The sequence below is a fragment of the Aminipila butyrica genome, assembly GCF_010669305.1.
Taxonomy (GTDB): domain Bacteria; phylum Bacillota; class Clostridia; order Peptostreptococcales; family Anaerovoracaceae; genus Aminipila; species Aminipila butyrica.
This window is the reverse complement of record NZ_CP048649.1, coordinates 1,449,611-1,464,040: the sequence shown is the minus strand read 5'-3', so window position 1 is coordinate 1,464,040 and position 14,430 is coordinate 1,449,611. Positions and strand designations below refer to the sequence as shown.

Genomic DNA, 14,430 nt, shown 5'->3' with positions numbered 1-14,430 from the left:
ATTAAATGACCCCCTTTTCATGTAATTCTTTCAGTTCTTCTTCTGAAAAGCCTAAAAACTCCTGATAGATTTCCTTATTGTGCTGCCCTAATCTTGGTGCTGGTCCTATTGGGTCTGCTGGGGTTTCGCTCAGCTTAATCGGCGTTCCAAATAACCTGGCAACCTGGTTGCCGTGGGGGTAATCTATAATCATATCCCTGGCGTTTAGCTGCGGATTGGCCATGGCTTCAGCTATGCTGTTTATCGGCGTTAAAGGAACAACCTCTGACAACCCCGCTACCAGTTCTTCTGTAGTATATCTGGAAAACCACTCTTCATATTTCGGCTTGAGCTTATTAAACCACACATCATCTTGAAACCGTTTATCCATGGAATCCAATTCCGGGTCAGCGGCCAACTCCGGCTCTCCAAAAAATGCACAAGTCGCTTTAAAAAATTTATCGGTATAACCTCCGAAGAAAATATAGCCGGTACGGGATTGAAACATGCCATAGGGCCGGATAAACGGATGGTCATTTCCTAAGGGGCCCTGGACCTTTCCTGCAATCGAGCAATTGGGTACAGCAACCTCCGTTAAACAAAAGGTGGAATCAAGCTGCGCCACGTCCACCATCTGCCCCTGCCCTGTTTTTTGAGCATGGATATATGCAGCAAGCAAACCGATGGTGCCAAAAAAAGTCGTGGACTCATCCCCGATAATCGTTCCGACTCTAACCGGAGGTCTATCGGAAAATCCATTTATGGACCACAACCCGCTCAAGGCCTGCCCACTGTTGTCGTAGGAGGGCCACTTGACATAAGGGCCATCCTGTCCGAATCCAGAAAGTGCTACATAAATCAATTTGGGATTGATTTCTTTCAAGACCTGGTAATCCAAAGCAAATTTCTTCATTACCCCGGGCCGATAATTCTCAATGACGACATCCACCTTTTTCACCATCTCCTTAAACATTGCCTGGGCTTCTTCTTTTTTCAAGCTCAGGGTAATGCCTAATTTGTGTCTGTTATATTGTGCAAAAAATCCGCTGAATTTGTTGTCCCCTTCTCCCAAGAATGGTTCAAAGGTTCTGATATAATCCGGATCGTCTGGATTTTCTACTTTGATTACCCTTGCTCCTAGGTCTGCTAAAATCATAGTAGAATAAGGTCCCGCAACGACTCTTGTCAGGTCGAGCACGGTCATATCTTGTAATGGCTTCATATGGAACGCTCCTCTCCTTTTCTGCTTATAAGTAGTCTTCTTATAAATTTGTAATTATCCAACTACATAGTGCAACCTTCATGCCAAAACAAACATCTGCTCTATCCCCCGGCAAAGGCCTTCCCTCTTCATCAAACCTGCTTGTCCCCAACGCAATTGAGGAAAAAAATTTTTACTTTTGAGGGGGAAAATTTTTTCCCCCTCCATTACTTTTACCGAGAAGAAAAGCATACATCAAAAGATTAACCAGTACAAAATTGAATCAACCCCCTGCTGAAATGCCAATTCAACAACAAGAATGGCGAAGGTAAAACGTTACTGCTGATAAGCTGGCATGGGAATTGCGTTAGTATCTTACCAAATACAAGCTAGATTGGAGGAATCAATATGAACAAATCATTTTCTGAAAAGTTGATGGAAACCATGCTCGATATTGTCTCAGCGCCCAGCATTACGGGAACCCCAGAGGAAAACCTCGCTGCAGACAAAATATATGCCATCCTTGCGACAATCCCCTATTTTATAAAGAATCCGCAAAACCTGAAAAAAATCCAGGTTGAGGATGATCCTCTGGGAAGAACCTACATTACCGCGATGTACCGCAGTCCTATCAACACCAATCAGACTCTTCTTCTGGCCGGACATCACGATGTGGTGGATATAGAGCCCTATGGCCATTTAAAGGATCTGGCGTTTTCCCCTACAGAGCTGACAAAACGCATCTCTGAGTTGTCCCTTTCCGAGGAAGCCCTCCGGGATTTAAACTCCGGGGAATGGCTTTTCGGCAGAGGCGTCAATGACATGAAATACGGCCTGGCCTTAGCCATTGAACTGCTCCGAGAGCTATCAGAAAAAGATGATCTTGCCGGCAACCTCCTCTTCCTGTCCGTCCCTGCGGAAGAATACAATTCCGAGGGGATGCTCAGCGCCGTGGAGGAACTGGTCACCTTGCAGCAGGAGGGCTGCGAATACATCAGCCTGCTGCTTCTGGAGCCTTCCAGCCTTGGTTCCGCCGAAGAACCCAAGACCTTTCATATGGGCGCGATTGGAAAATTAAATCCCCTGTTTTTCTTCGTTGGCAAGGAAACACATGTTTCAGAGTCCCTTAATGGGATTAACGTAAACTCCCTGGCTTCGGAGCTAAATCGGCTGCTGGATCAAAATCTGGATTTGTGTGAAGAATTTGACGGCGAGTTCACTGTACCGCCTACCTGCCTGAAGCAGACAGACTTAAAAGAGCTGTACAATGTAACCACCCCCTTATATGCGGCTTCTTATTATAGTATGGAAACACTGAACGTAAAGACCGAAGACCTGATGAGAAAGCTGCGGGAGCTGGCACTAGAGGCCTTTGAGAAGGTGCTGTCCGATTACAGCGCAAGGTGCAAAAAATTTCAGCAGGTGCAAAAGCGAACCATCAAACCAATTGAAGCAAGTCCTTTCGTCATCACTTACAGCGAACTATATCAGGAAGTGAAAAAAAATTATGGTGATGAATTTGACCGCCATCTGGACTCCAAGGTTACCGAGTGGAAGGAGGCCGGCTGTGACAAACAAACTATCGCCATCTATATCGTCCGGGAAACCTGCGCCTGGTACCCCAATAAAATACCGATGATTGTCATCGGATTTGCTCCACCTTACTACCCAAACAGATATCCGGAGCTGGAGCGGCCCGACTACAAGGCTTTATACCGAAATGTAGCGGCCATGATTCGTCAGGCCCGAGAGCAGTTTCAGCTGGAGCTCCAGAAAAATAACTTTTGCGGTGTATCGGATTTCAGCTATTTTGAGCTTGGAGATAAGGCCGGAATCCAGGAGATATCCTCAAATCTCCTGGGCATGGGCAAGACCTACCAATTTCCGGCGAAAAGTCTTGAAAAACTATCGATTCCAGGCATCGTATTCGGTCCGTTGGGAAGGGACCCTCATAAGGCTACAGAAAGGCTCCACATCCCTTACGCCTTTGAGATACTGCCCGTGCTGGTAAGAGATTTTATCTACCGCACCTTTCAACCTGAGCAGTAATTTTATTGCTATATGAGCAACAATTTAAGGAGGTAAACAATGGAAAGTAATGAATTAAAAAGATCCCTAAAACAACGCCATCTTACGATGATTTCCATCGGGGGCACAATCGGAGGCGGGTTATTTCTCGCTTCAGGAAACGTCGTCCATAACGCCGGAGCTCTTGGGGGACCCCTGGCCTATCTCATAATCGGTATTCTTGTTTACATATTAATGAAAGGTCTGGGAGAAATGGCTACCTTTATGCCTGTATCCGGAGGCTATACGACCTTTGCAGGCTTGTTTGTCCACCCAGTTTTGGGCTTCATGGTGGGCTGGAACGTCAGCATTAATGGTTTCCTGGGGCTGGGCGCTGAAATCGTCGGCGGAGCGATGATTCTCAATCAGTTCTTTCCCGGCGTGCCGCCAGTAGCATGGTGTATCATGATTTCCCTGCTCATATTGGGATTAAATCTAATTGATGTAAAAGCTTATGGAGAAGCAGAGTTCTGGTTTGCCGGCATAAAAGTCGTGGCTATCATCATCTTTCTTATCATCGGCATCCTGATGATTTTCGGCGTTGTGGGAGATCAGGGCTTCATCGGCTTGTCCAATTGGAACAGCCACTCCCTCTTTCCCAGCGGCTTTGGTGCAGTGGTTCTAATGATGACTGGTGTCATTTGGTCCTATCTAGGGGTTGAAACGGTGGCAATTGTTGCCGGAGAAACAGAAAATCCTTCCATCGCCGTACCGAAGGCCATCAATACCATCTTCTATCGAATCGTTCTTTTCTATGTGGGTTCTATCACCATCATGGGCCTTGTGGTTCCTTACGAAAACGTCAGCGTCCTGAGCAATGGCTATGCTGGTTTGTTCACCTTGGCCGGAGTTCCTGCAGCAGCTGTCATTATGAACCTGGTTATTCTGACCTCACTGACCTCCGCTGCAAATTCCACCTTATATGCGCTCAGTCGAATCCTGACGGGGATGTCCCGGGAAGGTAAGGCGCCTAAAGCATTAGCTAAAATTAATAAGCGAGGCATTCCGATGACGTCCGTAGTCCTCTGCATATTGCTGTCACAAGTTTCTTTGCTCACAAACTTCATCTCTCCAGACAAAGTATTTATCTGGCTGACCTCCATCGCCGGCTTTAACACCCTCCTGGGATGGTTCTCCATCCTGCTGTCCCATTTTAAATTTAGAACATGGCTGGCTCAGCGAGGTGGATCTGTTGGCAAGCTGAAATTTAAAATGGGGGTTTATCCATTGCCTACTCTGGTCTGTTTAGTCGTCTTGATTGCCATTGGGATTTATACAGCTTACAGCCCAGACACCAGATTAACCTTCTTTATTGGCGTACCGATGCTCATTCTATACGCAATAATCGGTACCATCGTGTACAAGAAAGGCAAAATGGTCTACCCGGAATATGAAAAATATCTGGATGCCCATAACAAGGAAGAGCAGATTTGCTCCTAATGAACCAATGTCTACATCAAGAAAGCATCTCCTTCTGGAGATGCTTTCTTGATGTATTGTGTATACATAAATGATATCAATTTAAGTCATAACTAGGTACTAAGCTTCTTCTTCTACCTGCGCAACTGTGCGCGTTTTGTCATTGATTCGCAAAACAATGCTATCTGTGTCAACCTGCAAATCAATTTTCTCGTTTTGAAACTCAGGAATGTCCCCGACAGTTAAGACACTGCCAACCTGCATACCTTCCAAATCAATGGTTATGGTGTCAATCATGTCAGCCGGAAGCGATGCGTAAGGGATTTCAGGTAGAATTCGTTCTACGATTCCCGCTACCTTATCCATATTTTTCAGTAAAATATGAATAACACTGTTGACTTTTTGATCCTCTTTTAGTGCCTGAAAGCTAATATGAACGATTTCGTTACTTAAAGTATTCTGCATTTTTTCTTTAATTTGTACTGGGATGACCTGGTCACCAAGAGCCAATCGCAGTTTGCTGCCTTCTCTCTTAACCCGAAGCAGCTTGCGCGCAATGACTTCATCCATTTGGATAGAAATTGACTCCTGAAGCATTCCACCAAAAATGTTGCCCGGTACAAGCCCTGAGCGCCTTAAATGCTTGGCTTTTGTCGCAGTATCACGTTTTTGTACGGTAATGATATCCATGTTTTTCCCTCCTAAATTGGTTGAGTATTTTATGTTTCAATCTACATATTACCTGGTGCAGATTGAATCCATAGATTCCCTATACAGCCAATGTGGCAGCATAGATGATAATATAAAAGAAGGGCCTTTCAGACAACACCATATGGTGGATACCTAAAGCCCTTCTTAAATAGACGGTTCTTTTTTATTTAATAAGGAGAGACGGTGACCCAGTTCCTCCTAAGTTAGCCTATAACAAATCTTTGTCACGGTCTGTCCCAAACATACTTGTGGGCTTTATTTAGAATTTATTGTTATTATAACATAACTATACCTCAAAAGCAAATCTGATCCAGCATACAAATTAATCAACTAATCTGTTTTAAATTCAACAGATTACTATCGCAAATGATATTTTTCCATCTTATATTTAAGCAACTGTTTGGATAAGCCCAGCTTTCTGGCTGTTTCGGCAATTCGATATCCGCTGATTAGAAGTTCTTCTTGAAGAATCCTCTGTTCATATTCTTCCATCGTCCCCTTTAAAGATTTTGCCATATGTTCTGAAGGGGAAAACGAAACAGCAGGGACATAGCCACGAATTTTTTCAGGAATATCCTTTAGGTTAATCTGTGAACCGGACGCATTATTGAAGGCCGCTTCAATGGCATTTCGAAGCTCTCGTATATTTCCCGGCCATCGGTATCGGTAAAAATACGCCAGTACCTCCGGATGAACGCCTTCAATCCGCATATTCATCGTGCTGTTAAAATGGCTGACATAAAACTCCAGTAAGCTGGGGATGTCTTCTTTTCTTTCTATCAGATCGGGAAGATTTAACTGGACAACCCCCAGCCGATAGTAGAGATCATCTCGCAGCTTCTTTTCCGCTACAATTTTGTCCGGCGATTCGTTGGTGGCCGATATAATCCGAATATCCAGAGGAATCGTTTTGCTGCCTCCAATTCTTTTTACCGCCTTTTCTTCAATTGCTTTTAAGATCTTTACCTGCAAATGATAATCCAAGGAATTAATCTCATCCAGAAAAAGCGTGCCGCCATCTGCCTGTTCAAAAATCCCTTTTGCATCCACAGATCCGGTAAAACTACCTTTTTCAGTCCCGAATAACAAGCTTTCCAAGAGCGTTGACGGAATCGCCCCACAGTTGACAGAAATAAACGGCTCACTATACCGCTGGCTTAAGTTGTGAATAGATTGTGCCACAACCTCTTTCCCCGTACCAGTCTTGCCATAAATCAAAACGGAAGTATTCGTATTTGCCAGCTTTGCTATTTTAGCTTTAATTTCTAACATGGACGGATTTACTGTTACCAGATCTTCTATGGTATATCTGGTGTTATTCTTTCTGAAGATTTTATGCTTGGAATACTGCTCCAGCATGCTAGAGTTTTCTTTGGTGTAAACATATGTGGAAAATTCAACTGCACCAATAATCTTTCCCTTCTCCATAATGGGATAAGTAGAATTATAAGAGCGAAGCTGCTTTCCTTTTTTGGAAATTAGAGACTGCGTATTATGTATGATTGGTATCCCTGTTTTTAAAACCGTCATAATCGTACTTGTTTCTTCGTCGATGTTGGCATATAGTGACGTGATTTTATGCCCGATTATTTCATTGGGATTGAGGTTCAGCACTTTCAGAACCCCCAAGTCAGGTGTATCATAGAACAGCGCAACGCCATGTTCATCCGTAATCATCACATTAGTATGATCTTTAATTTTTCTATAATCGTAATTCATATCCATAACAACCCCCGATTAGACAAATATCACATACCTTTTTTCAGCTATTCACCGTCTGCCATTTATATCTTATTGACAATTCTGAATATAGTATATCATAAATCGAAGGTACTGAAAAACGTTTACTTTTTTACCTTCAACAGGAGCTTAAAAACGCTCCGTCCCAGGATATCCTGAAGGACAGAGCGTTGATGAAGCCACATAAAGCTTTCAGTAACTTTCTAAAGATGTTTAAGCCGCCTCATCTACCGCCGATGACTGAATGGAATCATCCACATGTTCCAAGGATACGGTTGCTTCTGCATCGGTTGCACCCACCTGACTTGATCACCAGAGATGCTTCCGCTGGCAGAGCAATTCACAATCTGTAAAGCCGCAGGAACAGTGTAGTAGGCTTGATAAATCTTACCTAAATATCGCAACTTCACAAGACTCTTCCCGTGTTTGTGGGAACACGTGGCTTTGCATGCCTCCGAGCAGCACTTTTGGGGATTACCCTCGCATCTGCGGGGAACATATAGCATTTGGAACGGCCGGTGGGGTAAAGGGCGAATCACCCCCGCACATGCGGGGAACACACAGGGGCAGAGTCCCCATGGGCGGCAATTGTAGGATCACCCCCGCGCTTGCGGGGAACACAGAAATGCAGCTAAACGAGAACAAGGAAACCAAGGATCACCCCCGCGCTTGCGGGGAACACTTAGCGAGCAACTTGTTTGTAGAAACCCCAACAGGATCACCCCCGCGCTTGCGGGGAACACATGATTTTCTCGAATGCTTTGTCCACATTGGCAGGATCACCCCCGCGCTTGCGGGGAACACGCATCTTCGTGGAAGGACAAGACTACTTCTTTAGGATCACCCCCGCGCTTGCGGGGAACACCACAGTTAAGAGATATAGCCGTAAATGATGATAGGATCACCCCCGCGCTTGCGGGGAACACGAATAATATGCAGACATCATAGCAAGGAGCTGAGGATCACCCCCGCGCTTGCGGGGAACACTTTCTTTCTTTGGTCTGCCTGTCTCACTTCACGGGATCACCCCCGCGCTTGCGGGGAACACCGGGATATTATCGACACTCAAAAGCTTACTGAGGGATCACCCCCGCGCTTGCGGGGAACACTTGTAATTCCCTGAGACTGCGGGGTCTGTGGAAGGATCACCCCCGCGCTTGCGGGGAACACATGAACGGTCTTGGAATGATAGGGCGGGCGATGGGATCACCCCCGCGCTTGCGGGGAACACCATTCAGCCACATCTTGCGTCTTATACAACAAGGGATCACCCCCGCGCTTGCGGGGAACACTTTGATGGGATTTTATTAGATGAACTGGTCATAGGATCACCCCCGCGCTTGCGGGGAACACGCCCACCCCCACCCAAAACCCGCCAGCCAAGCAGGATCACCCCCGCGCTTGCGGGGAACACCATAAGTACAACCGCAGTCTGCTGGGTATTGAGGGATCACCCCCGCGCTTGCGGGGAACACGAAGTGATATCGTCGTTAGTCATTGGCACACCGGGATCACCCCCGCGCTTGCGGGGAACACTCCCTGACAAGCTTGATTGTAGTAACCTTGTTGGGATCACCCCCGCGCTTGCGGGGAACACCAGTTTTGATTGTCACAACGTTTGAGTTTATGAGGATCACCCCCGCGCTTGCGGGGAACACTCAATGTTGTAAACCCACAAACAACAGACCCTAGGATCACCCCCGCGCTTGCGGGGAACACAGGTGAGCCGGGTTATTTTCCTTGTTATGCTGAGGATCACCCCCGCGCTTGCGGGGAACACCTTTGGGGGCTGTCCTTTTTCCAAAAGGTGAGGGGATCACCCCCGCGCTTGCGGGGAACACACTTAAAAAACCCCATAATTCCTGGCTTTTATTTTCAAATTCAATAAAATACATTTACTTTTTTAAAAGTTCTATCGAATCAATTGCCTTGGCAAAGCTTGCAATTTAAGTACCATTTTCTTCTTAAATTCTTTTACTTTCTCAAATACCTGCATCGTTACTGCGCATCATCAATACTGCAATGAAATTCACCTTCATCAAGTTCGAGATATTCAGAATAAATTTCTTCGGCATGACCAACGTGTCAAACTGTCTATTAGAAAAAGTTTCACCACTTCATGAATAATTTGCTATATATTGGCATTATATAAAATGTTTTGTCTCAAATCAACTGAAAAATCCATATTTACCTATAATTTGCAATGTTGATCTTGCGCTTGCATTTATAAAATTGCAAAGAGAAAGATACTTTTGAAAAGGTTTATAATCACAAAAAAGACAAGTTTCCTTATTGAAAACTTGTCTTTAACTATTGGTACACCCGGCAGGAGTCGAACCTGTGGCCTTCAGAGTCGGAGTCTGACGCTCTATCCAGCTGAGCTACGAGTGCACATTAGTGTACTTTTATTTAATATCGGCGTTTATAATAAACATTTTAAACTGTCGAATCAAAAGCACTTTATTTATAATACATCATTTTGGCAATTTAGTAAAGGTAAATTCGAAAGTTTTTAATTTTTTTATGTGTAGGATTGCAATACAGGTATTACACTTAATCAAAATAAATGACGTTAGACCAGCCGTCTTTTTCATAAACTTTATTTGTTGAATCCCAGCACCCCTAGATTGTCGTTTCTACAATTAAATCATTTAGTCTTATTCTTTCATTTTCCAGTTCTTTATCTGTAGAATGCAACATAATATTCAAGCGATTTACTACCCTTTCAATCTGATATTTAGTATTTTGCACCTGGGTTTGGGACTGATTAATTTTATCTAACACCGCCCAATCTGCAAATAATCCATCAAAAAAATAGTCTGCAAAGGATAGAAAGCCATCAATACTAATCTGAATATCAGCGTTTACTGTCACGTCAGTCAATTCTGTTTTAAAGCGGCGCAATTGAACCTGTAAATACTCCACTTGCTTTTGAGCTTCATCCAAATGGCCATGCTTGGCCAGATCCGAAATCAACCCTCCTCCGAATAAATCCCAGGTTCCCCACCCTTCAGCACCATCCAGGCTGGACAGAATACTATTAGTGATATTTAACGCTGTTTCTCCAGCTTGAAGAGCCTCCTGTATTTCTTTCACTTGGCTCGTTAAATATGCCATACGTTCCTCACTCTGAAATATTTCTATACCTGCCTGATGACCCAGAGCTTTAATAGACTCCGCCTTATCCTTTAATAATTTTTCATATTGCTGTTCACACCCACTTAGTTTATTTAGTTCGGCCTCACTCTGCTGAATATCCTGCTCAACTGCAGAAAGTTCCCGGAGGGCGACGTCATACTTCACTCTGGCAGCATAAGCTTCCTCTCGTTCTTTATCTAATTTTTCATCCTTCTTGCCGACCACAGCATAGAAAAAAGCGGTTAAACTGCGGCCCTCCAGCTGGTCAACATCAGCCTGTTCGTCCAACTTATTCTTCCTAAATTCTTGTACTCTGGTACTTAACTCTTCACGTTGAGCGTATAATTCTTTCAGCTTAGATTCCGTTCGTTGTTTTTGTGCTGATTGTTGCTGAAGAAGTTGTAATTGTTGATCATAATGTATCATAAGTGGTTTCCCTTCTGTAATCCTAAATTATGAATTTACTGGAGCAATAGATAAAAATTTTTTCTTACTGAAGCAGCAAAATACAACTTTCTTTTGTTAATTATTTTAACCAAGCCCGTTTACTGCTAAAATTAATGATATCATATTTTTTACTGTTTGCATATCTCTCCATTTATAAGGCTCTATGAAAAAATTCTGACATTCATATAGACCATACAACTAGGCTGACAAACAGAAGCACCAGTACGATTTAAACCGGCGCCTCCTCTTTCAACCTTTAACCAATTTGATGATTTTTAAAAGATTGATAAGCCAATGGGGTCAACAAGACACTGACTATAATCGCAAATAGGGGAAGGAACACATAGGGACCAACCACCATACCCGCGAATTCATATTGAATCACAGCCACTACTGACGCAAGGGAGGTCATTTGTGTAGGGAAAAGATGATACAGATTATAGAGCAGTATGTTATTTTCTGAAACACTGCCCAACATAGGAGCAATCAGTAAGAGGCTCACCCAAATAATTACACCAAAGGACGATTTCAGCTTCGCCGAAAGCAGCATAGTAATCGCCGCCGTCATCAGGTAGGCAAACGAACTAACAATCGTCAGCAACAGTGCGGTCTGACCCATGGTCAACGGATACGGAGATAGAATTAAATGAAGCTGCAAAGGCGCATTCCCTCCCTCTGTGCCAAATACAGCCAGCGACAGACAAAAGGCAAACGCAAGCAGAACAAGACCAATGATTACTGCTAGAGAAAAGCCTGTAAAAAGCTTTGCGTAAATGAGTCGGTTCTTCCCGCGTTTGGAGGACAAAATGAGCTGATCTGCACCGGAACTATATTCTCCAGAAAACAGCGGAGCTATACAAACCGCCATAACAAACGCTGAAAACAGCCCCAGCGTATTGACCATTACAAAAAAACGTGTAAACCCATCCGTATAAGAAAAGATAAGTGGTGTTTTAACTTGTTCATCCAGAACCAGCATTTGCATCTTCGCTTTGTCTCCCATCTGGGTTTGCTGGATGGATTGTTGCAACTTCTCACTTCTGGCACTGTAATAATCTTTTGCCTGTGCTTTGGTAAGGACTTGAAAATCCTCCATATTAAAGCGTTTGGATGCCGTATTGAAAACACTTCGAATCGTTCCGTAAATTGGGCTGTAGGGGCGTGCAATGTTTTGATATTCCTGCGTAGACTGGTAGACCTCTGACTCAGGAATCTGCGCATAGGCATTGACTGTCTTCATAATCAACTCGGTATCCAGCGATTGACCTGAAAGCGCGCGGGCATAGGCTCTATCTTTAATCATTGCGTCATAATTGGATTCATAAGGTTTGCCATCCACATAGTAACTGCCAAGAAGGGTCCCAATAACAGTGAATGCTGTAAGAAGAACAGCAAGCATCAAAGCAATTTGTATGCTTCTCTTACATAAAATTTTTTTATATTCAAATCCAACTAGATTCCAGAATTCACTCATTGTTCATTCACCTCACTGAAATAATACAAATACAGATCTTCTAATGTCGCTTGTACACTTAATGCCGACGGACACGGTTTTTCATCGGATACCAAACGCAAGAAGGTTGTCTCCGGACCTTCCTGACGAAAATTAATAACTGGATACTTTCTACACAGTTTATCTGCTTCGGCTGGGGAAAGAATACACTCCCAAACTTTACCCTCAATAGCTGCTATAATTTCAGCTCTTGTTCCTTGATGAAGAATCAGCCCATCTTTCATTACCAGGATTGTGTTTGCAATATGCTCCACATCTGAAACAATATGTGTAGAAAGCAATATAATGCGATCTGTTCCGAGGCGCGAAATCAAATTACGAAAACGAATGCGTTCCTTCGGATCAAGACCCGCGGTAGGCTCGTCCAAAATTAATATTTGTGGATTGTTCAGCAGGGATTGAGCAATACCCAGTCGCTGTTTCATCCCCCCAGAAAAAGTCTTAATCTTCTTCCTTGCTTCTCTTTCAAGGGATACCTGCTCCAAAAGCTCCCATGCTTTTTCCTTGGCCTTTGGTTTTGGCAGACCTTTTAAAGCGGCAATGTATAGCAAGAAATCCAGCGCAGAAAATTCAGGATAATACCCAAAACCCTGTGGCAAGTAACCCAGTGCATCACGGTAATCTTCATGGCTGACATCAATACGATTAAAGCTAATAGTTCCGGAAGTTGGCGCCAATACACCGCACATCATACGCATCAAAGTCGTTTTTCCTGCTCCATTTGCCCCAAGGAGACCATATACACCTGGTGTAAAAGAAATTGAAATGCGGTCACAAGCTAGTTTACTTCCATACTGCTTTGTTACTCGGCTAAGTTTAAGTTCCATTGTTTTTCCTCCAATTGTCCGACTAATTTACGTATCTGAAATCCAATTAACACCACGCTGCCTGCAAAAATTGTCAGCCAACCGTTTAAGTACGTATCTGAATAAAGACTTACCGCTGAGATTTGAATAAGAATATTACTTACACTAACAAACCCGGTTGCTGCTCCACAGGCATACATGCCATCTGAACCATGCATTCGATTTAACAGCCATAAACAAATAGCACACACCAAAAGATAGGGTGTCATGGAATAAGAAATGATTTGCAACAGCCTCCATGAAGATACTTGATTCATAAAAATCAAGAGTAATATCAAAATAACAAAATTAACGCCTCCAAGAATGCTCATCCGTGCCATAATAATCTGCGATAGACTAAAGCGACAGCTTTCCTCTAGCTCTGCCATATTATAAGCAACAGAACGATAAATCTCCGTAATTGTTATCATCGCCAGAAATGGAAGAATAGCAGAAATATTCCAGATTTTTATTCCATCTGCACGCCAATATTGGAATGCAGGCAAACGAAAAGTAATTATCCAGCCAAACAAGATAATCAAAACAGAAGCCATCCATATGCGTTTGCGGATATAGCGAAGCTGCTCAAATAGAAATTCTTGATAGGTGATTTTAGGATATCTCAATTGTTCCAAAAACCGCTCCTTATCACTTGGATAAGAGATATCAAAAGCAGTCTGCAATTCTTTTCTAAATTTTCCGTTCATAAGAAATCCTCCTTTCTGAAGGACTTTTTTAAGGTTGCTATTGCAGCATTTGTCCTTCGGTAAACAGCAAAGCGAGAAATTCCAAGGATAGAAGAAATCTCTCCCACAGAAAGCTCATTAGCATATCGGAGCAGCAACAATTCCTGTTCTTGTTCAGACAAGGTTTTAAGGGCTTCCCGGAGCATAATATTAAGTTCTATCTGTTCAAAGCAATCTGCCCCCGGTATCTCTTCCGTCAATAGTTCAGGCTGTATTTTACGAAAGGTATCTATGCAAAGGTTTCGTGCTATGGTATAGAGGTAAGCAAGCCTTTTGCCGCGCTCGATGTAGACGTTTTGCGCAAAGTATCGGAGGAAGGTTTCTTGCGTAATGTCTTCTGCTAAAAGGGGATTTCTTACTTTATAATAGCAATAACGATAGATTTTATCATACTGCTCCTGCATGTTGATTGACATTCAAAACCTCCTCTCAAAATGTTTAACGGTTTAATACGCTTAAATGTGCGGATGAAATAATAAATTTTATTTAACGAATTTCATTCGATAGATTTATTTTACTATCTAACTTCGTACATTTCTATCTTTGAAGCATACGTGTTGAAGGATAGGCTTTTCCAATCTAAAAGACCGTTGTCATGAACCCACTTAAGGATATTCATAACTA

12 protein-coding genes, 1 tRNA gene and 1 CRISPR repeat array are annotated in these 14,430 nt (G+C 43.3%); of the genes, 3 read left to right on the top strand and 10 right to left on the bottom strand.

Translation table 11 applies throughout. From position 1 onward, the window contains the following. Position 1: 1 nt before the first annotated feature. Positions 2 to 1,201 (bottom strand): CaiB/BaiF CoA transferase family protein, encoded by a 1,200-nt coding sequence (locus Ami103574_RS06955; protein WP_163066010.1) that lies wholly within the window; start codon positions 1,199 to 1,201, stop codon positions 2 to 4. Between the two features lie 387 nt (positions 1,202 to 1,588). Here Ami103574_RS06955 and Ami103574_RS06950 point away from each other — a divergent pair, with 387 nt between their 5' ends. After that, positions 1,589 to 3,229, top strand: coding sequence for a M20/M25/M40 family metallo-hydrolase (locus tag Ami103574_RS06950; RefSeq protein WP_163066008.1), 1,641 nt, complete (start codon positions 1,589 to 1,591; stop codon positions 3,227 to 3,229). A 39-nt stretch (positions 3,230 to 3,268) separates the two neighbouring features. After that, positions 3,269 to 4,687, top strand: a complete 1,419-nt coding sequence (locus tag Ami103574_RS06945) for an amino acid permease (protein ID WP_163066007.1) — start codon at positions 3,269 to 3,271, stop codon at positions 4,685 to 4,687. 99 nt (positions 4,688 to 4,786) lie between these two features. Here Ami103574_RS06945 and Ami103574_RS06940 read toward each other — a convergent pair whose 3' ends face one another. Further along, entirely contained in the window at positions 4,787 to 5,356 is a 570-nt protein-coding gene (locus Ami103574_RS06940) for a 50S ribosomal protein L25/general stress protein Ctc (RefSeq protein ID WP_163066005.1), read from the bottom strand. A gap of 31 nt (positions 5,357 to 5,387) precedes the next feature. Here Ami103574_RS06940 and Ami103574_RS15950 point away from each other — a divergent pair, with 31 nt between their 5' ends. Beyond that, the gene (locus Ami103574_RS15950; protein ID WP_281350945.1) at positions 5,388 to 5,513 is read left to right on the top strand and encodes a hypothetical protein; all 126 of its coding nucleotides are present in this window, start codon (positions 5,388 to 5,390) and stop codon (positions 5,511 to 5,513) included. A 221-nt stretch (positions 5,514 to 5,734) separates the two neighbouring features. Here Ami103574_RS15950 and Ami103574_RS06935 read toward each other — a convergent pair whose 3' ends face one another. The 8 genes from Ami103574_RS06935 to Ami103574_RS06900 form a co-directional block, all read right to left on the bottom strand. Next, positions 5,735 to 7,102, bottom strand: coding sequence for a sigma-54 interaction domain-containing protein (locus Ami103574_RS06935; RefSeq protein ID WP_163066003.1), 1,368 nt, complete (start codon positions 7,100 to 7,102; stop codon positions 5,735 to 5,737). 242 nt (positions 7,103 to 7,344) lie between these two features. Beyond that, on the bottom strand, positions 7,345 to 7,527 hold the full coding sequence (locus Ami103574_RS06930; protein WP_163066001.1) for a hypothetical protein: 183 nt from the start codon (positions 7,525 to 7,527) through the stop codon (positions 7,345 to 7,347). A gap of 122 nt (positions 7,528 to 7,649) precedes the next feature. Next, positions 7,650 to 8,958: a CRISPR direct-repeat array (repeat unit 28 nt; unit sequence GGATCACCCCCGCGCTTGCGGGGAACAC). 473 nt (positions 8,959 to 9,431) lie between these two features. Continuing rightward, positions 9,432 to 9,508 (bottom strand) — tRNA-Arg (locus tag Ami103574_RS06925). A 231-nt stretch (positions 9,509 to 9,739) separates the two neighbouring features. Further along, on the bottom strand, positions 9,740 to 10,681 hold the full coding sequence (locus Ami103574_RS06920) for a hypothetical protein (RefSeq protein WP_163065999.1): 942 nt from the start codon (positions 10,679 to 10,681) through the stop codon (positions 9,740 to 9,742). A 277-nt stretch (positions 10,682 to 10,958) separates the two neighbouring features. Then, positions 10,959 to 12,176 (bottom strand): ABC transporter permease, encoded by a 1,218-nt coding sequence (locus Ami103574_RS06915; RefSeq protein WP_163065997.1) that lies wholly within the window; start codon positions 12,174 to 12,176, stop codon positions 10,959 to 10,961. After that, positions 12,173 to 13,042 (bottom strand): ABC transporter ATP-binding protein, encoded by an 870-nt coding sequence (locus Ami103574_RS06910; protein WP_163065995.1) that lies wholly within the window; start codon positions 13,040 to 13,042, stop codon positions 12,173 to 12,175. The genes Ami103574_RS06915 and Ami103574_RS06910 overlap by 4 nt, the downstream gene beginning before the upstream one ends. Then, positions 13,018 to 13,767, bottom strand: coding sequence for a hypothetical protein (locus Ami103574_RS06905; RefSeq protein ID WP_163065993.1), 750 nt, complete (start codon positions 13,765 to 13,767; stop codon positions 13,018 to 13,020). Before Ami103574_RS06905 ends, Ami103574_RS06910 begins: the two co-directional genes overlap by 25 nt. After that, positions 13,764 to 14,222 (bottom strand): RNA polymerase sigma factor, encoded by a 459-nt coding sequence (locus tag Ami103574_RS06900; protein ID WP_163065991.1) that lies wholly within the window; start codon positions 14,220 to 14,222, stop codon positions 13,764 to 13,766. The genes Ami103574_RS06905 and Ami103574_RS06900 overlap by 4 nt, the downstream gene beginning before the upstream one ends. Positions 14,223 to 14,430: the final 208 nt, after the last annotated feature.